The sequence below is a fragment of the Caballeronia concitans genome (assembly GCF_001544615.1).
Classification (GTDB): domain Bacteria; phylum Pseudomonadota; class Gammaproteobacteria; order Burkholderiales; family Burkholderiaceae; genus Caballeronia; species Caballeronia concitans.
Genome location: NZ_FCNV02000001.1, coordinates 383,479 through 407,774 on the forward strand (window position 1 = coordinate 383,479; position 24,296 = coordinate 407,774).

The 24,296-nt window shown below is 63.3% G+C and carries 22 protein-coding genes, 1 pseudogene and 1 riboswitch; of the genes and pseudogenes, 13 read left to right on the plus strand and 10 right to left on the minus strand.

Annotated features, from left to right (window positions below):
- The first annotated feature begins 123 nt into the window (after positions 1-123).
- On the plus strand, positions 124-1,197 hold the full coding sequence (locus AWB72_RS01805; protein ID WP_040053153.1) for an MBL fold metallo-hydrolase: 1,074 nt from the start codon (positions 124-126) through the stop codon (positions 1,195-1,197).
- A 6-nt stretch (positions 1,198-1,203) separates the two neighbouring features.
- On the opposite strand, the gene AWB72_RS01810 is transcribed toward AWB72_RS01805, so the two are convergent.
- Positions 1,204-2,799 (minus strand): ABC transporter substrate-binding protein, encoded by a 1,596-nt coding sequence (locus tag AWB72_RS01810; RefSeq protein WP_040053152.1) that lies wholly within the window; start codon positions 2,797-2,799, stop codon positions 1,204-1,206.
- 197 nt (positions 2,800-2,996) lie between these two features.
- Positions 2,997-3,169: riboswitch (yybP-ykoY riboswitch) on the plus strand.
- Positions 3,170-3,273: 104 nt separating this feature from the next.
- Here AWB72_RS01810 and AWB72_RS01815 point away from each other — a divergent pair.
- Positions 3,274-4,284 (plus strand): sodium:calcium antiporter, encoded by a 1,011-nt coding sequence (locus AWB72_RS01815; protein ID WP_087127787.1) that lies wholly within the window; start codon positions 3,274-3,276, stop codon positions 4,282-4,284.
- Positions 4,285-4,410: 126 nt separating this feature from the next.
- Here the strand turns inward: AWB72_RS01815 and AWB72_RS01820 are convergent, their stop codons facing one another.
- The 3 genes from AWB72_RS01820 to AWB72_RS01830 all read right to left on the minus strand — a co-directional run bounded on the left by AWB72_RS01820 (position 4,411) and on the right by AWB72_RS01830 (position 7,583).
- Positions 4,411-4,710 carry a hypothetical protein gene (locus tag AWB72_RS01820; protein ID WP_040053150.1) on the minus strand — a complete coding sequence of 100 codons (300 nt, stop codon included), beginning with the start codon at positions 4,708-4,710 and terminating at the stop codon, positions 4,411-4,413.
- 9 nt (positions 4,711-4,719) lie between these two features.
- Positions 4,720-6,246 carry a flagellar filament capping protein FliD gene (gene fliD / locus AWB72_RS01825; RefSeq protein ID WP_040053149.1) on the minus strand — a complete coding sequence of 509 codons (1,527 nt, stop codon included), beginning with the start codon at positions 6,244-6,246 and terminating at the stop codon, positions 4,720-4,722.
- Between the two features lie 170 nt (positions 6,247-6,416).
- The gene (locus AWB72_RS01830) at positions 6,417-7,583 is read right to left on the minus strand and encodes a flagellin (protein ID WP_040053148.1); all 1,167 of its coding nucleotides are present in this window, start codon (positions 7,581-7,583) and stop codon (positions 6,417-6,419) included.
- Positions 7,584-7,828: 245 nt separating this feature from the next.
- Here AWB72_RS01830 and AWB72_RS01835 point away from each other — a divergent pair, with 245 nt between their 5' ends.
- Together AWB72_RS01835 and rpsU are read left to right on the plus strand one after the other, a co-directional pair.
- Complete coding sequence (locus AWB72_RS01835; protein ID WP_040053147.1) at positions 7,829-8,779, plus strand: aldo/keto reductase; 951 nt, start codon at positions 7,829-7,831, stop codon at positions 8,777-8,779.
- Between the two features lie 360 nt (positions 8,780-9,139).
- Positions 9,140-9,352, plus strand: a complete 213-nt coding sequence (gene rpsU / locus AWB72_RS01840) for a 30S ribosomal protein S21 (RefSeq protein ID WP_035942296.1) — start codon at positions 9,140-9,142, stop codon at positions 9,350-9,352.
- 110 nt (positions 9,353-9,462) lie between these two features.
- Here the strand turns inward: rpsU and AWB72_RS01845 are convergent, their stop codons facing one another.
- The 3 genes from AWB72_RS01845 to AWB72_RS01855 form a co-directional block, all read right to left on the minus strand.
- A complete protein-coding gene (locus tag AWB72_RS01845) occupies positions 9,463-9,822 on the minus strand; it encodes a hypothetical protein (RefSeq protein ID WP_040053146.1) in 360 nt (119 codons plus the stop codon).
- A gap of 33 nt (positions 9,823-9,855) precedes the next feature.
- Complete coding sequence (locus AWB72_RS01850) at positions 9,856-10,281, minus strand: hypothetical protein (RefSeq protein WP_040053145.1); 426 nt, start codon at positions 10,279-10,281, stop codon at positions 9,856-9,858.
- A 439-nt stretch (positions 10,282-10,720) separates the two neighbouring features.
- A complete protein-coding gene (locus AWB72_RS01855) occupies positions 10,721-11,320 on the minus strand; it encodes a DNA-3-methyladenine glycosylase I (RefSeq protein WP_040053144.1) in 600 nt (199 codons plus the stop codon).
- A gap of 109 nt (positions 11,321-11,429) precedes the next feature.
- On the opposite strand from AWB72_RS01855, the gene AWB72_RS01860 reads away from it, so the two are divergent.
- Positions 11,430-12,347, plus strand: a complete 918-nt coding sequence (locus AWB72_RS01860; RefSeq protein ID WP_087127912.1) for a glucosamine kinase nucleotide-binding domain-containing protein — start codon at positions 11,430-11,432, stop codon at positions 12,345-12,347.
- Between the two features lie 45 nt (positions 12,348-12,392).
- Complete coding sequence (locus AWB72_RS01865; protein WP_087127788.1) at positions 12,393-13,220, plus strand: Cof-type HAD-IIB family hydrolase; 828 nt, start codon at positions 12,393-12,395, stop codon at positions 13,218-13,220.
- 50 nt (positions 13,221-13,270) lie between these two features.
- Here the strand turns inward: AWB72_RS01865 and AWB72_RS01870 are convergent, their stop codons facing one another.
- The 3 genes from AWB72_RS01870 to AWB72_RS01880 form a co-directional block, all read right to left on the minus strand.
- Complete coding sequence (locus AWB72_RS01870; protein WP_087127790.1) at positions 13,271-13,555, minus strand: PXPV repeat protein; 285 nt, start codon at positions 13,553-13,555, stop codon at positions 13,271-13,273.
- 313 nt (positions 13,556-13,868) lie between these two features.
- Positions 13,869-14,597 carry an aquaporin Z gene (aqpZ, locus tag AWB72_RS01875; RefSeq protein WP_087127792.1) on the minus strand — a complete coding sequence of 243 codons (729 nt, stop codon included), beginning with the start codon at positions 14,595-14,597 and terminating at the stop codon, positions 13,869-13,871.
- Between the two features lie 230 nt (positions 14,598-14,827).
- Positions 14,828-15,892, minus strand: a complete 1,065-nt coding sequence (locus AWB72_RS01880; RefSeq protein WP_040053140.1) for a glycosyltransferase family 4 protein — start codon at positions 15,890-15,892, stop codon at positions 14,828-14,830.
- Positions 15,893-16,605: 713 nt separating this feature from the next.
- Between AWB72_RS01880 and flhD the strand changes: the two genes are divergently transcribed.
- The 7 genes and pseudogenes from flhD to AWB72_RS01915 all read left to right on the plus strand — a co-directional run bounded on the left by flhD (position 16,606) and on the right by AWB72_RS01915 (position 24,236).
- Positions 16,606-16,926, plus strand: a complete 321-nt coding sequence (flhD, locus tag AWB72_RS01885; RefSeq protein WP_087127913.1) for a flagellar transcriptional regulator FlhD — start codon at positions 16,606-16,608, stop codon at positions 16,924-16,926.
- A gap of 180 nt (positions 16,927-17,106) precedes the next feature.
- On the plus strand, positions 17,107-17,967 hold the full coding sequence (gene motA / locus AWB72_RS01890; protein ID WP_040053139.1) for a flagellar motor stator protein MotA: 861 nt from the start codon (positions 17,107-17,109) through the stop codon (positions 17,965-17,967).
- A gap of 7 nt (positions 17,968-17,974) precedes the next feature.
- Positions 17,975-18,877: pseudogene (gene motB, locus AWB72_RS01895) on the plus strand (flagellar motor protein MotB); the annotation flags it as partial.
- 136 nt (positions 18,878-19,013) lie between these two features.
- On the plus strand, positions 19,014-19,400 hold the full coding sequence (locus tag AWB72_RS01900) for a response regulator (protein ID WP_087127793.1): 387 nt from the start codon (positions 19,014-19,016) through the stop codon (positions 19,398-19,400).
- Positions 19,401-19,462: 62 nt separating this feature from the next.
- Positions 19,463-21,736: a chemotaxis protein CheA gene (cheA, locus tag AWB72_RS01905; RefSeq protein WP_087127795.1), complete on the plus strand. Its 2,274-nt coding sequence runs from the start codon at positions 19,463-19,465 to the stop codon at positions 21,734-21,736.
- A gap of 27 nt (positions 21,737-21,763) precedes the next feature.
- Positions 21,764-22,279, plus strand: a complete 516-nt coding sequence (gene cheW, locus AWB72_RS01910; protein WP_040053136.1) for a chemotaxis protein CheW — start codon at positions 21,764-21,766, stop codon at positions 22,277-22,279.
- Positions 22,280-22,343: 64 nt separating this feature from the next.
- Positions 22,344-24,236 carry a methyl-accepting chemotaxis protein gene (locus AWB72_RS01915; protein WP_087127796.1) on the plus strand — a complete coding sequence of 631 codons (1,893 nt, stop codon included), beginning with the start codon at positions 22,344-22,346 and terminating at the stop codon, positions 24,234-24,236.
- Positions 24,237-24,296: the final 60 nt, after the last annotated feature.

A 24,296-nucleotide genomic window follows, 5' to 3' on the forward strand; every position in this document is an offset into this window, starting at 1 on the left:
ACCGCCATGCGCCGGCGCGCGTGCAACGTTAGAATGACGTTTACGTTAGCGTCAACTCCGCCCGAATGCAACGCGGCGAGACCGCACTGCCGCGCGACCGCCATCCACCATCCAAAGGCACCGATGAACGCACTCGAACATCAGCTCGATTATGTATTCGCCGACGAATTGCCCGAGCCGGGCGGCGTGAAGGAAGTCGCTCCCGGCGTCTATTGGCTGCGCATGCCGCTGCCGTTCGCGCTCGATCACATCAACCTCTGGCTCTTGCGCGATGAGATCGATGGCGTGCAGGGCTGGACGGTCATCGATTGCGGCATTGCGAACGAAAGCATTCGCGCGAACTGGGAACGTGTGTTCGATACCGCGCTCGACGGTCTGCCGGTGCTGCGCGTGATCGTCACGCATTGCCATCCGGATCATCTCGGTCTTGCCGACTGGATTTGCGAGGGCGGCGACAAGCGGCGCTGGAACGTGCGTCTGTGGATCTCGCTCGGCGAATACGCGATGGGCCGCGTGATGGCCGCGGGCGATGGCTCGAACGCGGGCGGTGAGCGCGCCGCGGCGCATTTCGCGGCGCACGGCATGACCGACGAAGCATCGCTCGATGCGTTGAAGAAGCGCGACAGCTATTACCCGACGCTCGTGCCGTCGATGCCGCGCGAGTTTCGCCGTATCCGCGATGGCGAGCGTGTGCGCATTGGCGCGCGCGAATGGGAAGTGGTGTCGGGATACGGCCATTCGCCGGAACATAGCGCGTTGTATTGCGCATCGGACAAGCTGCTGATTTCCGGCGACATGGTGTTGCCGCGCATTTCGACGAACGTGTCCGTGTTCGCCATCGAGCCGGAAGGCAATCCGCTTGCGCTGTATCTGGAATCGCTCGGGCGATACGAAACCATGCCCGCCGATGTGCTCGCGTTGCCTTCGCACGGCAAGCCGTTTCGCGGGGTGCAGACGCGCATCGGGCAATTGCGGGAGCATCATCGCGCGCGGCTCGCGGAAGTGCGCGAGGCGTGCGCCGAAAAGCCATGCAGCGCCGCCGATATCGTGCCGATCATGTTCAAGCGCAAGCTCGACATTCATCAGATGACGTTCGCGCTCGGCGAAGCGCTCGCGCATCTGAATTTGCTTTGGCTCGATGGAACGCTGAAACGTCAGACCGGCGACGATGGCGTGATTCGCTTCGCGCCGGCCTGAGGTCACTTACTGCACGGAAACCGCCCCGAAGTTCTGCCGCCCGAACGGACTCACGTTATAGCCGCTGACATTGGCGCGCGTGAGGGCCGCTGCGGTCGGATAGACGAGCGGAATCCACAGCGCCTGATCGTGGATGATCTTCTGCGCATCCACATACGACTTCGTGCGCTTCGCGACATCGGGCGTGGCCTTGCCGTCCGCGATCAGCTTGTCCAGTTGCGGATCGCAGAAGCGCGCGAAGTTGATGCCCGACTTCACCGCGTTGCAACTGAAGAGCGGCGAAAGATAGTTGTCCGGATCGCCGTTGTCGCCGGCCCAGCCCATGAACAACATGTCGTGCTGACCCTGCTTCGCTTCCTTGATCAGCTCGCCCCATTCGATCACCTTTACTTGCGCCTTCACGCCGATCTTCGCCAGATCGGCCTGCAGCAACTCCGCGCCCGCCTTCGGATTCGGATTCAGCACGCTGCCGTTCGGACGCACCCAGATCGTCGTTTCGAAGCCATTCGGCAAGCCCGCATCGGCAAGCAGCTTCTTCGCGCGATCCACCGAATACGGATACGCCTGCACGTTCTTGTCATAACTCCAGGTGTTCGGCGGATACGGATTCACCGCAGGCGTCGCGGTGTTGTCGAACACGGTCTTCATGTAGGTCGTGCGATCGAACGCCATGTTCAGCGCCTGACGCACCTTCGGGTTATCGAGCGGCTTCTTCTGCGTGTTCAGCGCGACGAACGCGGTCATGAACGCAGGCGTTTCGCTGACCTTGAGCGACTTGTCCTTCTTTGCGTCGAGCACGTCCTGCGGCTTCGGCGACAGCGCGATCTGGCATTCGCCCGCCTTGATCTTCTGCGCGCGCACGGACGCATCGGGCGTGATGGCGTAGATGAGGCGATCGATCTTCGGCTTCGGTCCCCAGTACGAAGGGTTCACGTCGTAGCGGATGACCGCGTCTTTCGTATAGCTCTTGAGCACGAACGGCCCGGTGCCGATGGGCTTGCTGTTGATATCCAGCTGCTTGTTCGCCTTCAGCAATTCGTCCGCGTATTGCGCCGAATAGATCGATGCGAATCCCATCGTGAGGATAGGCACGAAGGTCGCGTTCGGCTCGTTGAGTTCGAACTTGACGGTCTGGTCATCCACTTTGCTCACGGCCTTGATGAGCTTCACGAGACCCATCGACTGCGCATGCGGAAAGCCGCTTGCGCCCGCCACCTTGTGCCACGGATTGCTGTCCGACAGCATGCGCTCGAACGTGAAGACGACGTCGTCCGCATTGAGCGGGCGCGTCGGCTTGAAGTAATCGGTCGTCTGGAACTGCACATTCGGCCGCAAATGGAACGTGTACGTGAGCCCGTCGCTCGATACGTCCCACTTCTCGGCAAGCGACGGCGCGACCTTCTTCGCGGCTTCGTCGTACGAGACGAGCGTGTTGAAGATGACGTCGGCGGAAGCGTTCGTCGTCACGAGCGAATTGAACTGCACGACATCGAAACCATCCGGGCTCGACTCGGTGCAGACGGTGAGCGGCTTGGCCATCGCGAGCATCGGCGCGGCCATGAAGACGACAGCGAATGCGGCTGTAAAGCGGTTGAGGCGCATGAAATCTCCCGTGACTCTCGGTCACACATCGGTGTTCTTGTTGCTTGAATGGCGTCAGACGCGCGATGCGAGCAAGCACCGCGCCTGCGCGCGTAGCTTATCCAACGAAACAATCGGCGACAACGAAGCATTGCGCATACCGGTATGCCATCGCGTGGCGGCATCGGCTTGCCGAAGACGGCGCATCACGCTACACTGCCCCGGTCTTTGGGGAGTAGCCTTCCTTCCGTCGCGAAGGAGAACGCGTCAACATCCTCGGCTCTACTGCCGTGGCGCGTTCGACCGGTCCGGTTTGGCGAGACCATTGATGCGCCATGCCGTTCCTGGCCGGACGGGCGTCGCGCATCATGGTTCGCTGACGTCCGGCCGTGGAATCATCGTCGTGTCCCCACAATCAAAACATTCATTCCTGATCCGCGCCGGCGTTCGCGCACGCGTGCTGCCCGAGTCTCGTCGTTCGATGCGGGGTGCCGCATGACAATGCTCTTCATCGAACTCGCGTTCATGCTCGCGATCATCCTCGTCGCATCCGAGCTGTTCACCAACGCGCTCGAACATCTCGGCGAGCGGCTCGGCATTTCGGAAGGCGTGACCGGATCGCTGTTCGCGGCGGTCGGCACGGCGCTGCCCGAAACCACGGTGCCGATCATCGCGCTATTGGGCGGCACCGCGAGCCGCGCGGTCAACGAAGAAATCGGTGTCGGCGCGATTCTCGGCGCGCCGCTCATGCTCGCGACGCTATCCACTTGCCTGATGACGCTCGCCATCATGAAATCGCGCGGCTTGCGCGGCGTCATCATGCCGGAGCGCACGGGCTTCACGCGCGACCTCAACTTCTTCCTCGTGGCATTTCTGATCGCGGCGGGCGCGATGTTCGTCCCGCATCACGCGTGGCAAGTGCGTGCGCTATTCGCGGTCGGTCTCGTCGCGCTGTACGTGATCTACGTGATCGCGACGTTCCGCGCATCGGCGAATCTCGTCGATAGCGGCCACGGCACCGAAGCGCCCGAAGCGCTTTTCATTTCGCGCGTGGGCCTGAAGACCAGTCTCGGCTCGATCATGCTCCAGTTCCTGATCGGCATCGTGCTGCTCGTCGGCGGCGCGAAGGGCTTCATTCATGGTGTGGAAGGCGTGTCGCAGGCGCTCGGCGTATCGGCGCTGCTGCTGTCGCTCATCATCATTCCGATCGCGACGGAGCTGCCCGAGAAGGTCAACAGCATTCTGTGGGCGCGAAGAGGGAAGGACACGCTCGCGTTCGGCAACATCACCGGCGCGATGGTGTTTCAGGGCACGTTGCTGCCCGCCATCGGCATCATGCTGACGCCGTGGGAGCCGCGTATCGAAGTGCTGACCGGCGTGTTGATCACGCTCGCGGCGGCGGCGTGGCTGCGCTTTCATGCGCGCGGCAATGGCGTCGCGCTGTGGGCGCTGCTCGGCAACGGCGTGCTGTATGCGGCTTATCTGACGCTGACGCTCGGACGCTGATTTCCAACGTCCGCGCCGAAAAGAAAAATGCCCGCGCAAGGCGGGCATCGAGGTCGAAGCAGCGCGTCATGACATCGACGCGTTGTTCTTGTTGTTGATTGTTTATCGGCGTCGATCCGAAGAACTTTAGAACCGCGCAGCCTGTTGATAACGCCCGGCGGCCTGCGCGTGTTCCATCGACCGGCGATATCCCGTCGAGAGAATCGTCTGCGCGGCTTGCGACCGTTCCATTGTCGATTCGATGCTTGCCTGAATCCTGCGGATGGTCGCGAGCGATTCCGCCGGCTGATCCGCCTCGAACGCCATGACGAGCGGCGTGCGTGCTTGCGTGAGTTCGGCGGCGCGCGGCCAGTCCTGCGCGTCCACGGCGGCTTCGATGGCTTCGGTCAGCGCCCATGCGCGCTGAATCAGCTCTTGCTGGTTCATGTCTCGTCCTTACGCCTTGTTCGTCGCCATTGCGCCCGCGCTGTTCGTGCCGCCGAAGAGGGCGGTCAGGTAGCTCGATTGCGTCGACATGCTCGACATCAGCGTATTGAGCGCGGTGAACTGCGCGTTGTAGTCCGTCGTGAGTTGCTGGGTGTACGCGGTCAACTGCGTTTGCTGATCCGAGATGCTCGTGAGATCGTCGTTGAGCGCGGTCGTGCGTGTGTCGATGATGCCGCCGGTCGCCAGGAATGAGGTCAGGCTGTTGTTCAGTTGCGCGGCGACGCCGTTCGTCGAATTGAACAATGACGCCACGGTGCCTGCATTGTTGGTCAGCGCGTTGGTAAGCGCCGTCTCATCGGTCTTCAGCGTGCCGTCCGGTTGTAGCGTGATGCCGATCGACGCGAGATTGACCGCGCTCGTGCCCGAGCCGATCGCCTTGCTGATCGTGCTCGAAATCGTGTTCTTGATCGTATTCATCATCGAGTCGCCGAGCAGCACGCCGCCTTGCGATCCGGCTGCCTGCGTCGAGTCGTACGATGTCAGGGACGACGCCGTGCTGATGAAGTTGTTGTACGCGGTGACGAAACCTTCGATGGTCGTTTTCTGGCCGCTCACATCCGGAGATACGGTGAGCGTTTGCGTGGTGCCGACCGAGGCCGCCGAAAGCGTCATGCTCACGCCGGAAAGCGCGCTCGTGATCGTGTTGCTTGCGCTTGATACAGCAGTGCCAGCGATCGTGAGGTTGGCGTCCTGGCCGACCGTGCTCTGCGTCCAATTCGCGGAACTCGCCGCATTGAGCGATGTCGGGGCCGACACCGTCGTGCCGCCGGAAGTCGTCGAATTGATCGTGGTGACCGCGAGCTTGCTCAGACCGTTGTCCACGGAGCCCGAGGCCAGCGCCACGCTGACGTTGATCCCGTTCGACTGACCGGTGGACGACGAGCGAAGCACGAGGTGGGCGCCATCGGTGCCGTTGACGATGGTGGCCGTGACGCCCGGATTATCGGATGCCGAATTGATGGCCGAGGCGATGCCGGACAGCGTGTTGTTGCTGCTGCCGACGTTGATCGTGCTCGTCTTTCCGTTCATGGAAAGCGTCAGCGAACCGGTGCCGAGCTGAGTCGTGGCGTTGAAGGCGCCTGAGGTGATCGACTGCGCCGTGGCGATGTTTGTGACCTTGACGGCATAGCTGCCGCCCACCGCGCCGGTGCTTGCCGTTGCTGTAAGACCCTGTCCATCGGCGCTGGCCGTAAAGGTCGCGAGGGTCGTGCCGTCTGCGAGCGAGGAGACCGAGCTTTGCAGCAGCGACAGCACGGACTTGAGCGTGCCGATGGCGGTGAGCTGCGTGTTCTCGGTGGTCTTTTTGTTGTTGAGCGCGTCGGTCTGCCCGGCGACCTTCGCGTTGACAATCGCGCTGACGAGCGAGTTCACGTCCATCGTCGATTTGGTCGAGCCGCTGATGATCGACTGCGCGGCCTGCTGGACCGCGCTGTTCGGATCGACAGTGGAGGCCGTTGTCGTGGCTACGGTGGTCATGTGTACTCCGGTCGTTGCGTGGCGCGATCGTTCGAAATTGGGCGGGAGTCGTCATCTCCCGAAAACGCGCATAGGGAGACAAGCTCCCCGTGCGCTGACTGCTTTGATGCTTTGTTGCCTCCGGCGCGCACGGTGCTGACGCGCGCCGGTTACTGCGTCGGCGATGTTGCTTAGCCGAGGAGCTTCAGAACTTGCTGGGGCATCGAGTTCGCTTGGGCCAGCACCGAAATACCAGCTTGTTGCAGCACTTGAGCCTTCGACAGGTTCGCGGTTTCCTGCGCGAAGTTCGCGTCGGTGATCTGCGATTGAGCGGACGAGAGGTTCGTCGACTGAGCCGTCTGCGTAGCGGCGACAGAGCTGAAGCGGTTCTGCACCGCACCGAGCGTTGCCTGGACGCTGTTCACCGTTTGCAATGCGTTATCGATCGACTCGATCGCCATCGAAGCGCCGTCAGTTGCCGTCAGGTCGATGGCCGAAACGGCCGGGACCGCACTGTTGTTCGCGATGCTGGCGGCTTGCGTGCTGTCGGCCGGCGGGACGCCGGCGTTGGCCGTCGCCGAAAGGCCCGTGATCTTGCCAGCAGTAATCGCGAAGACCTTCGTCGGATCAAAAGTTCCGGCCGGGGTGTCGGTCGTCAAGGCCAGCTTCTGGTTGTTCTGGTCCGTGTAGGAATAGCCGCCCTTACCGTCCGCGATCACGTTGATCGAGGTAATCGCGTGCGCGGTCGTCGTGTTGGCGGTATCGTCAGCGCCGGTGTTGTCGAGCGCCAGATTCGTCAGCGTGCCGAGCGTGGTGCCGGCTTGCGGGTTGCCACCGTTCGTACCCGAGTTCAGCTTGGCTGCCGACATGTTCTGGGTAAGGTCGACAGAGATCGACTGACCGACATTCGCACCGATCTGGAAGGACTTCACGCCGGCCGAGCCGTCGAGCACGTTCGTGCCGTTGTAGGTCGTTTGCGAAGCGATACGGTTCACTTCAGCGATACGCTGCGTCACTTCCTTCTGCAGCGAGGCGCGGTCGCTCGACGACAGCGAGCCGCTCGAAGCCTGCACGGCCAACTGGCGGATACGCTGCAGGTTGTCCGAGATCTGCGACAGACCGCTCGATGCCGTCTGGGTCATCGACACGCCGTCGTTCGCGTTCGACACACCCTGGTTCAAGCCGTTGATCTGCGAGGTCATGCGCGATGCGATCGCTTGACCTGCTGCATCGTCAGCCGCGCTGTTGATGCGCTTGCCCGACGACAGGCGGGTGATGGCCGACGACAGTGCGCTTTGCGTGCCGTTGAGGTTTTGCTGGGCAACCAGCGAGTTGATATTGCTATTGATACCGATCATTTGTTCTCTCCTGGGAGACTGTATCTGGCTTTGGCTAATGGCACCGAGTGAGTTGCCTGGCGGTCCTGCGCTCGGTGATAGCCGGCCGCCTACTTGTGGTTATCGGGCCCCTCGAAAAAAACTTGAGGGCTCGCGCAAACGATTCGTGTAACGAAACTCGAATGAATCCCGGGCCGCCTTGTCAGGCAAGGCCTCGCAATCACGCGTATGCTTTTTGATCCACCTCTCAGCCACACGGAGCACCCATGCAAACCCGCAGCATCGGCACATCGGATCTCAAGGTCGCGCCGCTCGTCTTCGGCGGCAACGTCTTCGGCTGGACCGCCGACGAGCGCACGTCGTTCTCCATCCTCGACGCCTTCGTCGATCACGGCCTCAATTTCGTCGATACCGCCGACGTCTACTCCGCGTGGGTCGACGGGCATCAGGGCGGCGAATCCGAAGCGATCATCGGCAAGTGGTTCAAGGAAAGCGGCAAGCGCGACAAGATCGTGCTCGCCACGAAGGTCGGCATGCTCGGCTCGCGCGCGGGGCTGTCGGCGGCGAACATCGCGGCGGCCGTCGACGATTCGCTGCGGCGGCTCAAGACCGACTACATCGACGTCTACTTCTCGCATCTCGACGACGAGAAGACGCCGTTCGACGAGACGCTCGACGCGTATCAGAAGCTCATCAAGGCGGGGAAGGTGCGGGTGATCGGCGCGTCCAATTACAAGGGCGCGCGGCTGGAAGAAGCGCTGAAGGTCGCGAAGGATACGGGGCTACCGGCGTATCAGATTCTTCAGCCGGAGTACAACCTGTACGACCGCGAAGGCTACGAGACGGATCTGGAACCGGTCGTCGAGAAGCACAGGATTGCCGTGGTCACGTATTTCAGTCTCGCGAGCGGGTTTCTGTCGGGCAAGTACCGGTCGAAGGCGGACACGACGCAGGCGGCGCGCGGCTCGCGCGTGGAGAAGTATCTGAACGATCGCGGGCTCAATATCGTCGATGCGCTCGTCGAAGTCGCCACGCGCAACAGCACGACGCCCGCGACGGTCGCGCTGGCGTGGATCATCGCGCGGCCGAGCGTGACCGCGCCGATCGCGAGCGCAACTTCGGTGAAGCAACTGGAGAGTCTCGCGGCCGCGACACAGCTTCAGCTTTCCTCCGACGACATCAAAACCCTCGACGAAGCCAGCGCCTGGCAAAAATAAATCTGTTGCATCAAAGGCTTGGCGTGCTTCCAAGAGTTGGCAGGGGCGCGGTGTTCTGGTAACATCGCGCCCGAATCGAGAAATGTGCCCGATTTTTTTGCCTTCGCCGCTGAAAATGACAACGTCAACCAGCCGCGGCGAACGGCTCAGAAATGCGCGTTCAGGAAACTCCCGCGAACACGCATGCCGCTCCCGCGGCCGAATCTCAACTCTCTCTTTTCCGGCCTCCGTGGCCGCTTTGCTCGTGTCCGCCGCGCCGCGCCTCGTTGTGCTGTGTCGTGTCCGGCGGACGATCGGAGTGCCGGCGCGCAGCGGATTTCCGTTGCGCACTTAGAAATACGTTTAGCAGACAGGATTTACATGACCACTATCGTCCTCAAAGAAAACGAGCCGTTCGACGTCGCCATTCGCCGCTTCCGTCGCACGATCGAAAAGAACGGCCTGATCGCGGAACTCCGCGAGCGCCAGTCCTACGAAAAGCCGACCACCGCACGCAAGCGCAAGAAGGCTGCGGCTGTTTCGCGTCTGCGCAAGCGTCTGCGTAGCCAGATGCTGCCGAAGAAGATGCACTAAAGCGTCTTCTTCCGGGCTTGAATTTCTGCCCGGAAAGGCAAAACGGCGGTGCGACCCGTGAGGGCGCACCGCCGTTTTTCATTGTGCGTCGAAAAGCTTCGTTCGACGCTTCAGACGAACGCGTGCCGTCTGCCCAGCGCTGCGAGCAAATGCGGCCACTCGTCGACGCTGGCGTCGTCGTGGACTTGCTCCAGTTCGATCAGCAGATCGATGACGTTAGGATCGTACGCATTCACATTCGACGCATACAGCGCACGCAGCAGCTTGCCGTCCTGCGCATGCCGATAGTACGAAATGCCGACGCCTTCGAGATCCGTCTCGTAGACGTCGTCCCTCACGAGCGATCCGATCGCGCATTTTCGGCCATGCGCGCTACGCAGCCGGCACGAGCCGTTGTCGTCCTCGGACACCGCGCGCTGCGCCAGCAAATGTTCGCGGACGCGTTCGTAGATGTCCTTCGGGCTCAACATTCTGCTAGGGCTCAACATACGGCACCCGTAGGCTTACGCAGCCGTTTTCAGAAGCTCGGCCGAGAGGCCGAATTGCCGTGCGATCGAAGTCAGGCGTTCGCGCCATTCCCATTTGCCGAAGACGTCGTGAACGTTCTGCAGGCAGGACAGCAGCTCGACGGTGTTGGGATCGAACACGTTGATGCGCGCGCGCAGCAGGGCGCGCTTGAGCGCCACGACGCCGACATCCATGTACGCCGGCACCGCTTCGGGCGGCTTGGCGATATAGCGGATGGGCACGCCTTCCATCGCCGTGACATAGTCGCGCGGCTTGATGTAGCTGCCGACCGGGCAGCCGCCGCAGTATCCGCGATAAGCGCCGCCGCCCTGGGGCAGCAAAGCGGCTTGCCCCTGCGCGAAAAGATGCTGTACCGCGTTATCGAAAATCTCCTGATGCGTCAGGAAGTTCAAGCTTTTCATGATCTTTCTCCCCTGCGCCCCTGCGCAGCGGCCATGCGTTGAATTTCGAGCAACCTGCACCTGCGGCGTACGGGCGGCGCATTCGCCGTCCGCCAATGCTTCGAGCACGATGGTTTTCCCGGCCTTGGACACCGCGACAACTTCGGGCGTCCTGTACTCGCGGCGGATCTCTCCACTCAATGAACGATCCGCACACCGTCAGTTATAACGGCTCGGCTCGGTAAAAAGGTGCGGCAGCGCACGCGAAGACGCCATTTTTACACGACACGCACGATCGTGCAGCGCCGCAAAGACACCCATTGCGCTTGACCGCGCGCGGTTTTCGCCTTGCTTCACTGCAATAAAGTGCCTTCTATCAGGATTTTCCCTAAGTAACGCTGTTTCGCGCTCTGAACGTTGCCAAAAAGCAAAAATCTTCCGCTTCGGTTTCAGCTCAGTGCTAGGCCTTCGCCGCCGTTTTCCGCTTGGTCTTTGGCTTCGCGCGCGACAGGCAGTCGGCCGCATGATCGTTGACCAGTCCGGTCGCCTGCATGAAGGCGTAGCAGATGGTCGTGCCGACGAACTTGCAGCCGTACGTTTTCAGCGCGCGGCTCATGGCGTCGGATTCGGGCGTCGATGCCGGCGTGGGATGGCTCGCGTCGCGCGGGGTATCGATCGGCTTCCCGCCGACGAACGACCACACGAAGTCCGCGAACGAGCCGTGCTCGGCCTGGATGCGCTGGACGGCGCGTGCGTTGAGGACTGCGGACTGAATCTTCGCGCGGTTGCGCACGACTCGCGCGTCGCCGACGATCCGCTCCATGTCGGCCTCGGTGAAGCGCGCGACCTTGTCGATTTCGAAGCCCGCGAACAATGTGCGATAACCCTCGCGCTTGTTCAGGATGGTCGACCACGAAAGGCCCGCCTGCGCGCCTTCGAGCACGAGCATTTCGAACAGATGGCGGTCGTCGCGCGAGGGCACGCCCCATTCGGTGTCGTGGTAATGCGCCATGGCTTCGGTGGTGGCCCAGGCGCAGCGGGTCGGTGCGGTGTCGGTCATTGGGAATCCTCGTTTTTTTGATCGCGTCAGCATAGCCGAACGGCGATGCCGCGCCACTCTGCCATTCGGCTAATTGGCGCGCCGCGCCCGCGCCGTTATGCTTGCGGCCATGACTACACTTTCGCACACGGAATTCAACGGCTTCCTGCTTGGCGTCGATGGCGGCGGAAGCGGCACGCGCGTCGTTCTCGCGGACGCACAGGGCGTCGAACTCGCGCGGGCGAGCGGCGGGCCGTCGGGACTCGGGCTGGGCGTCGAGCGGGCGTGGCGGTCCATCGAATACGCCTGTCGGCGCGCGTTCGATGCCGCCGCGCTTCCTTTCGACTGGCGCGCCTGCTCGCTCGGCTGCGGCCTGGCGGGCGTGAACAACGCGGACTGGCTCACGGCATTTCTCGGCGCGGCGCCGCCGGTACACGCGCTCAGCGTCGAGAGCGACGCGTACACCACGGTCATCGGCGCGCACGCGGGCGAGGCGGGCGTGGTCGTCGCGCTGGGGACGGGCAGCATCGCGGCATCGCTCGACCGGGAAGGCGTGTGCCGCATCGCCGGCGGATACGGCTTTCCGAGCGGCGACGAAGCCAGCGGTGCGTGGCTCGGCCTGCGCGCGGTGGTGCATCTGCAACGCGTGCTCGACGGCCGCGCACCCGCCGACGACTGGTCGCGCGCGCTGCTCGCGCTCACCGGCGCGACGGATCGCGACAGCCTCGTCGTGTGGCTCTGCGCGTCGAACCAGACGGCCTACGCAACGCTCGCGCCGAGCGTCTTCGAGCACCGCGAGCATCCTTTCGCGGCGCAATTGCTGAACGAAGCGGGGCGGGAAATAGAGCGGCTCGTCGCCGCGCTCGACCCGGCGGGCGCGCTGCCGGTTGCGCTCTGCGGGGGGCTTGCTGCGCCTTACGAACCGTTCGTGCGGATGCCGCTGCGCGAGCGCCTTCGCGAACCACGCGCCGATTCCGCGACGGGCGCGCTGGAACTGGCGCGGCGGGCATCTTCATCGGCGGGCGCGGCGGCGCGCGGTCCGCAATGAAGCCGCGATAAAATAGCGGGCTTCGCGCGCTCACACAGGGCAGTCATGTATTCGGTCATCGCAACTGATCTCGACGGTACGCTTCTCAACAGCGACCACCAGCTCGACCCCTTCACCGCCGACACGCTGCGTACGCTCGATTCGCGCGGCGTGCCGGTCATCATCGCGACGGGGCGGCATTATCGCGACGTCGCGGGCATACGCGACCTGCTCGGCGTCGACGCGTACCTGATCACGTCGAACGGCGCGCGCGTGCATGCGCCCGGCGACGAACGCATCTATTCGCGCGATCTCGCGCCCGCCGCCGTGCGTCGTCTGGTGCAGCCTGATCTCGCGGGCGCGCACGGGCGCGTGATCGTCAACCTGTTCGCCGACGACGCCTGGCTCATCGACCGTCACGCGCCCGAGCTGCTCGTGTTCCATCAGGATTCCGGCTTCAAGTACGAAGTGATGGACCTGCGCGAGCATGACGGCGAGAACATCGCAAAGGTGCTGTACATCGGCGAGCCGGCGGACCTGAAGCACACCGCCGCGAATCTGGAGCGCGAATTCGGCGATTCGCTGTACGTCACGTACTCGCTGCCGGACTGTCTGGAAGTGATGACGTCGGATGTTTCGAAGGGCCGCGCGCTGCGCTACGTGCTGGAGCGGCTGGATGTGGACCCGGCGCAGTGCGTCGCGTTCGGCGACAACATGAACGACATCGATCTGCTGGAAACGGCCGGGCATCCGTTCATGATGAACAACGCGAATCCGGACCTCATGACGCGGCTGCCGCACGTGCCGCGCATCGGCAATAACTTCGAAGCGGGCGTCGCGCATCAGTTGCGCAAGCTGTTCGATATCCGCGACGAGATCGCCTCGCCGCGGTAGTTCGTCACGAAGCGGCCGGGGCCGGCCGCTTCACCTCGACTGAAGCGCGCTCAACCGCGATGGCCCCAGTTGTTCCCCCGGCCATGATCCCAGCCAGCGTGATTCCAGCGCCCGTCGTCGTGGCGGTAATCACCGCGCCAGCGCGGTTCCTCGTGACGCCAGACCGGCGAGCGATACATCGGCGCAGCGGGCCGCACGTACACGGGCGCGGGAGCCGCATAGACCGGCGAGCCGAGCGAAACGCCGACGCGAAGATCGGTATGAGCCTGAGCCGCTCCGACCGCGCCGATGACAAGACCGGTTGCAACGAGCATTTGGGTGGCGATGCGCTTCATTGTGTTTCTCCTGGAAGGCGACGTCGTGTGTCGCATGAGTCCAATGTAAGCGCCCGCTGTCTTACACGCTTCGACGACTTGTTACTGTGTGCAAGCCGCGCGTAAGGGCGATGCCGCTGGCCGCTAAGCCGCGAAAGCCTTATGCGGCGGGGCTTTGCCGATGACAGCCGACCGGCGCGACGAAAATAATAAGCAGGCTGCGTAATCGCGCATTACATCTGTCGCGTGCTTTTAATACGCCGTGCGCAATCGGGCGCCGAAAAAGCAAAACGGGCGCACGAGGCGCCCGTTTTTGTCGACGGCGTGCAGCGGTTTATCGCGTGACGGCGCCGACTCCGCGCGTTTGAGACTCGGAAGTCAGCAGCGGATACAGCGCGCCCGCGATGATCGCGCCCACGATCGGCGCAATCCAGAACAGCCACAGCTGATCCAGCGCCCAACCGCCCACGAAGAACGCCTGGCTCGTCGAGCGCGCCGGGTTCACCGACGTGTTGGTGACCGGAATCGAGATCAGGTGGATCAGCGTCAGGCACAGGCCGATGGCGATCGGCGCAAAGCCCTTCGGCGCGCGGTCGTCGGTGGCGCCGAGGATCACGAACAGGAAGAAGAACGTCATCACGACTTCGCAGACGAGCGCGGCGAACATCGTGTATTGACCCGGCGAATGGTCGCCGAAGCCGTTGGCTGCAAAGCCGCTCGCGACGAGATCGAAGCCCGGCGCGCCGGCCGCGATCAGCTTCAGCACGAATGCGCCGAGCGTCGCGCCGATCACCTGCGCGACGATGTACGGCGCGAGATCGCGCACGGGAAAGCGTCCCGCGACCGCGAGGCCGATGCTCACCGCCGGGTTCAGATGGCAGCCGGAGACGTGGCCGATGGCGTAGGCCATGGTGAGCACGGTGAGGCCGAAGGCGATCGAAACGCCCACCAGCCCGATGCCGACGTGAGGAAAGGCTGCTGCCAGAACGGCGCTTCCGCAACCGCCCAGCACCAGCCAGAAAGTACCGAAAATTTCAGCGCCGAGACGCTTCGACAATTGCATGATCCTGCCTCGTGAAAAGATGAACGACCATTGATTTGACGCAAGAAACTTGAGCGTTTCCGCGCAGCGCAGTTTAAGCGCGGCTCATTAGGTGAACTGTCAAAATTGGTCGATGGTCGCGCGTTTCACGGGCGGCGCAGGAAGGTTCGGATTTGTCTGTGTCGGCTGTCCGGAAAAGAAAAATGCCGCCTGATGAGGCGGCATTTCGGGGGCAAAGCAGGGCGAAGCGCTTAGCCGATCGCAACCTGACGCAGGACCGGGCGTTTCGCGGCCTGGAGCATCGCGGTGTAGGTATCGACGTAGTTCTGCGCCATGGTCTTCGCGCTGAAGCGGCGCTCGAACTGCGCGCGGATTTCCGTGCGCGACAGCTCGTCGATCCGATGCAGCGCGCCCACCGCGCCGTGAACGTCCTCGCAGATGAAGCCGGTCACGCCATGATCGATGACTTCCGGCACGGAGCCGCGATTGAACGCGATCACCGGCGTTCCGCACGCCATCGCTTCGATCATCACGAGGCCGAACGGCTCGTTCCAGTCGATCGGGAACAGGAGCGCCTTCGCGCCCGACAGGAACTCCGGCTTCTGCGCCTCGTTGATTTCGCCGATGAATTCGACGTGCGCCTGCGACAGCAGCGGCTCGATCGTCGACTTGAAATAGTCCTGATCGGCCTTGTCGACCTTGGCCGCGATCTTCAGCGGTAGGCCGCTTTGCGCCGCGATCTTGATGGCCAGGTCCGCGCGCTTTTCGGGGCAGATCCGGCCGAGAAACGCGAGATATTCGGGCTTCTTGTGCGGCTGCGGCGTGAGCAGGTCGTCCGGCAGGCCGTGATACACCGTGTTCAGCCAGTTCGCCTGCGGCAGCGGGCCGCGCTGGTTGTCCGAAATCGAGATGACGTTCGCTTTCGTGAAGGTATCGAAGATCGGCTGCAGCTCGGGCAGATCGAGACGGCCGTGCAGCGTGGTCACGAACGGCGTGTCGAGCTGCGAAAACAGCGGGAACGGCATGTAGTCGAGGTGAAAGTGCAGCACGTCGAACTCGTGGGCGCGGCGGCGGACCGTTTCGAGCAGCAGCATGTGCGGCGCGAGCGCATCGCGGATGGTCGGGTCGAGGCGCAGCGCGCGCGGCCACGCGGCTTCGAGCGTCGCCTTGGTTTGCGAATCGCCGCTTGCGAACAAGGTTACATCGTGGCCGAGATCGACGAGCGCATCCGTCAGATAAGACACCACGCGCTCAGTGCCGCCGTAGAACTTCGGGGGGACTGCTTCGTGCAACGGTGCAATTTGTGCGATTCGCATAACGTGGTTCTCCAGTGTGGGCCGCGATCGGCGGTTTGCGCCTCTGGCCCTTGCAGAGCAGTGCCGGAGCTTCGCTTCTAACGCAACTCCGGGCCATGCAAAGCTTTCGTGTGGACATGCGGTGAAGCCGGTCGAACAGTTGACGCATGCCTTTCGGACGGGCGGCCGGCGCGAAGTGAGTGGGTTGCTTCAGGCTGCCCAGAACAGGTTCCGGCTCTCGACCGGGTTATCCCTTACGTTCATTATCGGGATCGAGAGCGGCATTTCACGTCATTTTTCAATCGCTTAACCTTGTTACAGCGCGAAACACCGACTGTTACGAAGTCAAAAATTGCACCGTTCGCGGTGCCGGGTACACAGATCGACCGCGCGACGCGAGCGGCGAGGCGTTCCGTAGCACGTGGCGTTCCCGGTCCGCCAGCCTAAAGTCCGGACGATTCGCGCCGATAAAGCCTTTGCCGACGCGCAACTGACTCGTGTTGTGTACGAATTTTTCCTACACGATTTCGGGCGAAAATCCGTCGGCGAGTCGGTGTGTCCGTCCGATAGGCGCGCGAGCCGCGCCGGGCGACAATCGGGCCGACACATTATGCGGGGCCGGATTCGCCGGTTTTTTTTGGCGCATTCGAGCAAACGTTTCCCGCGCGGCCTGACCAGCCAAGAATCGACTCGGGGAAAAGATGACGGCCACGAAATTCGGCGATAGCGCAGGCATGAGCGCAGCCACCGGCGCGTGTACAAGCACGGGCGCGCTCGCGGAAATTCGCGAGGTGAATCTGTCGTATTTGCTGCTCGCGCAAGCGATGCTTCGCGAGGACCGCGATACGGCGATGTCCCGGCTCGGCCTGTCCGAGCACGTCGCCGATGTCGTCGCGTCGCTTACGCCGGTGCAGGCGGTGAAAGTGGCGTCGTCGAGCCATCTGCTATGCCGCTTCCGGTTCGACGACCACACGATCCTTTCATCGCTCGCGGACAAGGGCAAGCGCGCGGCGCTCGCGCAGGCCGCCGACGCGGCTGTCGCGCAAATCGGCTGATAAGCGGCTGCACAATTTCTTCAGACGCGGCGTCCGTCCGCGCCCCGGGCCTGCCCGCGCCGCGCCATTGCGCCGCACGCGCGGCGGCCTCCCGCCCTCAAAGTTTTCCTCCCCGATGCCGTAAACAACCTTAACCGCGCACTCACGCCGGTCATCCGCATCAATATCGAGGACTCGCCCGTGCTGATTTTCGTTGGAACGCTCGTGACATTGCTGTCCGTTTTCGGCGGTTACGCGCTCGAAGGCGGCCACCTTGGCGCGCTCGTGCAGCCCGTCGAAATCCTGATGATCGTGGGCGCGGGCATCGGCGCATTCATCCTCGGCAACGGCATCAAGACGATCAAGGCGACGCTGCTCGTCATTCCCACGCTGTTCAAAGGCTCCAAGTACAACAAGGACGTGTACATGGAACTGATGGGCCTGCTCTACGTCCTGCTCGCGAAGGCGCGCAAGGAAGGCACGCTCACGCTCGAAGCCGACATCGACGATCCGAACAAAAGCCCGATCTTCAGCCAGTACCCGAAGATTCTCGCGGACCATCACATCGTCGAATTCCTCACGGACTATCTGCGCCTGATGGTCGGCGGCAACATGAACGCGTTCGAAATCGAAAGCCTGATGGACGAAGAGATCGAGACGCATCACGTGGAAGGCGAAGCGCCCGCGCAGGCGCTGCACAAGGTCGGCGACGCGATGCCCGCGTTCGGCATCGTCGCGGCGGTGATGGGCGTCGTGCATACGATGGCGTCCGCCGATCAGCCGCCCGCGATTCTCGGCGAGATGATCGCGCAGGCGCTCGTCGGCACGTTCCTCGGCATTCTCATTTCGTACGGCTTCATCGGGCCGCTCGCGAACATCGCGGAGCAGCGCGTCGCCGAGCAGACGAAGATGTTCCAGTGCATCAAGGTGACGATCCTCGCGAGCCTGAACGGCTACGCGCCCGCGATCGCCGTCGAATTCGGCCGCAAGGTGCTGTTCTCGACGGAGCGTCCGTCGTTCTCCGAACTCGAAGAGCACGTGCGCCGAGTGAAGGCGAAGTGACGGCATCATGAGCGAAAAAGACCGTCCGATCTTCATCAAGCGTGTCGTCGGCAGAGGCGCGAAAGGGCATCACGGCGGCGCGTGGAAGCTCGCTTACGCGGACTTCATGACCGCGATGATGGCGTTCTTCCTGCTGATGTGGCTGCTTTCGTCGACGTCGCCGGTGCAGCGGCGCGGCATCGCCGAGTACTTCAACATGCCGCTCAAGGCCGCGATGGTCGGCGGAAAAACCGTCGGCATGGATTCGAGCATCATCACGGGCGGCGGGCGCGATATCTCCAGCCCCGAGCCGGGCACCATGCGCATGAGCGACCGCACGCCGCGCACCGAACCCGACGACGAAGCGCTCAAACAGGCCACCACCGAACTCGAACGCCGCGAACAGGTGCGGCTGCACGACCTGCAAGTGAAGCTGATGGCGGCGATCGAGGCGAACCCGACGCTGCAGCAGTTCAAGCAGCAGATTCGCATCGAATCGACGCAACAGGGCTTGCGCATCGAAATCGTCGATACACAAAAGCGCCCGATGTTCGCGCTCTCCAGCGACACCGTGCAGCCGTACATGCGCGACATCCTGCGCGAAATCGGCCGCACGCTGAACGACGTGCCGAACCGCATCGTCGTGCAGGGACACACCGACGCCGTGAAGTACGCGGGCGGCGAGAAGGGCTATAGCAACTGGGAACTGTCGGCGGATCGCGCAAACGCGTCGCGGCGCGAATTGATCGCGGGCGGCATGGACGAAGCGAAGGTGCTGCGCGTGCTCGGCCTCGCGTCGACACAGAACCTCAATCGCAAAGACCCGCTCGATCCCGAGAACCGGCGCATCAGCGTGATCGTGCTGAACCACAAGTCCGAAGCGGCCATGCTGCGCGACGACGGCGCGCCCGGCGCGGTGTTCGACAACGCGCCCGCGGATGCATCGAACGCGCCGGAAGCCGGCTCGCTCCTCAAAAAGCTCGCGCACTAAGCGAAATAGCTTTCAAAAAACGCTCAAGACTGCGCACGTTTTGGCCGTCATCACGGCAAGACCGCGAGAGACACACATGATCAAGAACATTCTGGCAATCGACGATTCCGCCGCCATGCGGCAAATCCTCTCCGCCACGCTGACGACAGCGGGCTACGAGGTGACCGTGGCGTCGGACGGCGACGAAGGACTCGAATGGGCGCTCGCCGAGCGCTTCGATCTCGTGCTCACGGACCATCACATGCCGAAGAAGAGCGGGCTCGATCTGATCGTCGAATTGCGGGCAAATCCCGCGTACAGGGCGACGCCGATTCTCGTGCTCACCACCGAAGACGGCGAGCCGTTCAAGGACGCGGCGCGGACGGCGGGCGCGACGGGCTGGATCGAGAAACCGCTCGATCCGGACTTGCTGACCGAAGTGGTCGCGGCGATCGCGGAAGCGCAGGAACACGAGCAGCACTGAAGCGGCAAGAAAGCAGCGGCGCAAAAACAGAACACACACAGCATTCTCGCGGTGAACCAAGCATGACACTCGACATTACCCAGTTCTATCAAACCTTCTTCGACGAAGCCGATGAACTGCTCGCGCAGATGGAGCAACTGCTGCTCGTTCTGGATATCGCGAATCCCGATCCCGAGGACCTCGCGGCGATCTTCCGCGCGGCGCATTCGATCAAGGGCGGCGCGGCGACGTTCGGCTTCACGGCGCTCACCGAAACGACGCACATCCTCGAATCGCTGCTGGACCGCGCGCGCAACAACGAACTCGTCCTGCGCCGCGACATGATCGACACGTTCCTCGCGACGAAAGACGTGCTCTCCGACCAGCTCGCCGCGTATCGCGCGAGCGCGGAGCCGGATGCCGCCGCCGCCGCCGCGATCTGCGCGAAGCTCGAACGGCTGAAGAACGAAGACGCGGGCGATGCGGCGGCAGCCGTCGCGGAACCGGCGCCGACGCACGCAGAAACGCAATTGCAAGTGCAAGCGCAAGCCGAACCGGCCTACGAAGGCCCGAACGCGCCGCCCGCGCATGTGCTCGCGCAGGCTATCGAAGCCATCGAAGACGACGGCAACTGGGACGGCGCGTTCGAGATCGCCGACGGCGCAAGCGAAGCCGCGAACGCAACGAATGCAGGAACCGCAGCCAGCGCATCGGCGGCGGAAGTTGGACCCCACCTGAAAATTACGCTACGGGGGGTGGGCGAGAAGGACCTGGCGACTTTGACCGAGGAGCTGGGGAACCTGGGCAGCATCGTCGGAGAAAAGAAGACGGACGCCGAACTCGTGCTTTGGCTCGATTCGGACGTCAGCGCCGACGACATCGTGGCCGTGTGCTGCTTCGTGATCGATGAATCGCAAATTGCGATCGGCCGGGGCGATGCGCAGGCCAGCGCGCCGGTACAACCGGAGCAACCGGAGGCATCGGAGCAACACACGCTACACGCACAGCCGGCCGTATCGCAGGCGCAGGACGCGCCCGCATCCGCGGCTCAGCACAAAGAAGAAGCGGCGAAGGCGGCGGCGCAAGTCGCTGCCGCCATCCCGTCATCCGCCGCGCAAAAGAGCGCATCGGGCGACGCCGAGAAGAAGGCGCGTCCGCAAGCTGCGGCATCGGCGGAAGGCAGCTCGATTCGCGTCGGCGTGGAGAAGGTCGATCAGCTCATCAATCTCGTGGGCGAACTCGTCATCACGCAGGCGATGCTCGCGGAAACCACGAGCGCGTTCGATCCCGCATTGCACGACCGTCTTTTCAACGGCATGGCGCAGTTGGAGCGCAACGCGCGCGACCTGCAAGAGGCCGTCATGTCCATCCGCATGATGCCGATGGACTACGTTTTCAGCCGCTTCCCGCGACTCGTGCGCGACATTGCCGGCAAGCTCGGCAAGGAAGTGGAACTCGTCACGTTCGGTCAGGCGACCGAACTCGACAAGAGCCTGATCGAACGCATCATCGATCCGCTCACGCACCTCGTGCGCAACTCGCTCGATCACGGCATCGAGACCGTCGAAACGCGCCGCGCGGCGGGCAAGCCCGCGACCGGGCAGCTCGTGCTGTCGGCGGCGCATCACGGCGGCAACATCGTCATTGAAGTGAGCGACGACGGCGCCGGCCTGCGCCGCGACAAGATTCTCGCGAAGGCGCAGAAGCAGGGCATGCAGGTTTCCGAATCGATGAGCGACGAAGAAGTGTGGCAGCTCATCTTCATGCCGGGCTTCTCGACCGCCGAACAGGTGACCGACATTTCCGGACGCGGCGTCGGCATGGACGTCGTTAAGCGCAACATCCAGTCGATGGGCGGCCACGTCGAAATCATGTCGCGCCAGGGCGCTGGCACGACGACGAAGATCGTGCTGCCGCTCACGCTCGCGATTCTCGACGGCATGTCGGTGAAGGTGGGCAACGAGATCTTCATTCTGCCGCTCAACTTCGTGATGGAGTCGCTGCAACCCGCCGCCGACGACATCTACACGGTCGCCAACGGCGAGCGCGTGGTGCGCGTGCGCGGCGAATATCTGCCTCTCGTGGCGCTGCATTCCGTGTTCGACGTGGAAGGCGCGCGCACGGAGCCGACGCAGGGAATCATCACGATCCTGCAAACGGAAGGGCGGCGCATGGCCATGCTGATCGACGAACTCGTCGGCCAGCAGCAAGTGGTCGTGAAGAACCTCGAAACGAATTACCGCAAGGTGCACGGCATTTCCGCCGCGACCATCCTGGGCGACGGCAGCGTCGCGCTGATCGTCGACGTGGCCGCGCTCAACCGCGAATCGCGGGCGCAGCACTCGCATACCCATTAAACATATCGACCGACTTTGGGGATTCTCATGGCAGACATCCAATCGAATCAAGCAACGTCTTCGCGCCGCGATGCACAGCACGCCGAAGCAGCCGGACAGGAATTCCTCGTGTTCACGCTGGGCGCGGAGGAATACGGCATCGACATTCTGAAGGTGCAGGAAATTCGCGGCTACGACAGCGTGACGCGCATCGCGAATGCGCCCGCGTTCATCAAGGGCGTGATCAATCTGCGCGGCATCATCGTGCCGATCGTCGACATGCGCATCAAGTTCAACCTCGGCCGCGTCGAATACGACAACCAGACGGTCGTCATCATTCTGAACGTCGCGCATCGCGTGGTCGGCATGGTGGTGGACGGCGTGTCTGACGTGCTCACGCTCACGCAGGAACAGGTGATGCCCGCGCCGGAATTCGGCGCGACGCTCACGTCGGAATATCTGACCGGCTTAGGCACGGTGGATGGCCGCATGCTGATCCTGATGGATATCGAAAAGCTCATGACCAGCCGCGAGATGGAGTTGATCGACTCCGTCGCCGCCTAAAGCAAGCAAGCAAGCAAGAAAGCAAGCAAGCGCTCGCACGCATCGCGCGCCAAGGAAGAAAGCCATGCTCAAGAAGTTGTCGATCCGCACGACGCTCACGCTCGTCGGTCTGTTGTTCGTCGGTTGCGCGGCCATCATCGGCGCGCTCTCCCTCGTCGGCCTGAATACCACGAGCGCCTCGCTCGCGTCGCTTGCCGACGAGGACATGGTCGCGATGCGCGCGCTCTCGGAGACGTCGTCGTATCTGCTGCGCGCGCGCGTCACGCTGGATCGCGTGCGTTCGCTCGACGAAGCGGGCAACGAAGCGGAAGCGAAGAAGGCGCTGGAGCGCGGCCGTTTCCTGCTCGGCAAGAGCGAGGAGAACTGGAAGGTCTACCTGAACACGAACAAGCCGATGCTGCCGAAAGAGACGCTCGACGCGCTCGTCACCCAGCACGACACGCTCGTGAAGACCGGCGTCGAGCCCGAGTTCGCCGCGATCGCCGCGAACGACATGGCCGCGTATCACGCTATCGCCGACACGAAGATCAGCCCGATGTTCGTCGCGTTCGATCAGGCGGTCACGGCGGCGGTGGCGTTCCAGCAGAAGCACGCGGAAGAGTCGCGCGCGAATGCGTCGTCGCAGAACGGGACGCTCTTCATGGTCATCGGCGGGATGCTCGGCTTGTCGGTGCTGATTTTGATCGGCACGCGCTTCGCACTCGGCGCGCTCGTCGTCAATCCGATCAACGAAGCCGTGGATCACTTCGAGCGCATCTCGCGCGGCGACCTCACGAAGTCCGCGCATTGGAACAGCCAGAACGAGATCGGGCGTCTTTTCGAAGGCATCGAACGCATGCGCACGAATCTCACGACGATGGTCGGCGCGGTGCATCGCGGCGCGGAATCGATCGATGTCGGCGCGCACGAAATCGCGAGCGGCAACACGGATCTGTCGCAGCGCACGGAAGAGCAGGCGGCGTCGCTGCAGGAAACGGCGTCGAGCATGGAAGAGCTGACGAGCACGGTGAAGCAGAACGCGGACAACGCGCGTCAGGCGAGCCAGCTCGCGGTGAACGCGTCGGATATCGCGTCGCGCGGCGGCCAGGTCGTCGAGCAGGTCGTCGATACGATGAACGCGATTGCATCGAGTTCGAGCAAGGTCGTGGACATCATCGGCGTGATCGAAGGCATCGCGTTCCAGACGAACATTCTCGCGCTGAACGCGGCCGTGGAAGCGGCACGTGCCGGCGAAGAAGGGCGCGGATTCGCGGTCGTCGCGGGCGAAGTGCGCTCGCTCGCGCAACGCAGCGCGGCGGCGGCGAAGGAAATCAAGGCGCTCATCGGCGATTCTGCCGACAAGGTGCAAAGCGGCTCGGAACTCGTGACGCGCGCCGGTGAAACGATGGGCGAGATCGTGCAGGCCGTGCGCCGCGTGACCGACATCATGGGCGAGATCAGCGCGGCGTCGGAAGAGCAGTCCGACGGCATCGAGCAAGTGAATCGCGCGGTCACGCAGATGGACAGCGTGACGCAGCAGAACGCGGCGCTCGTCGAAGAAGCGGCGGCAGCGGCGGCATCGCTCGAAGAGCAGACGCGTCAGTTGAAGGACGTCGTGGGGCAATGGCGCATCGAAAACACGTCGATGACGACGGCGCGCCCGAGCGCATCGGTGGCGGCGGCGCGGCTTGCGCCTGCGGCGCCCGTGGTCGCGAAGGAAACGCGCATCGAGCCGGTGTCGGTGGCGTCGGCGTCGGCGTCGGTTCCTGCCGCGAAGCCGGTGAAAGCGCCGGTCGTCGCAAAAGTTTCGCAAGAGCCTAACGTCGCGCCGGAAACGGCCGTTATCAAGGATAAGAGCCGCGATGCAAGCAAGCCCGCAAGCGTCGCGAAACCCGCACCGCGCGCAAGCGCGCCGGCAGCCGCCGCGCCGCGCGCCAGGGCCACCACCGCCGATGACGGCGACTGGGAAACCTTCTAAGCATCACGGCTCGACACGGCCACGCGCGCAACGCCGCGTGGCCAGCAGTTAGCAAAACCC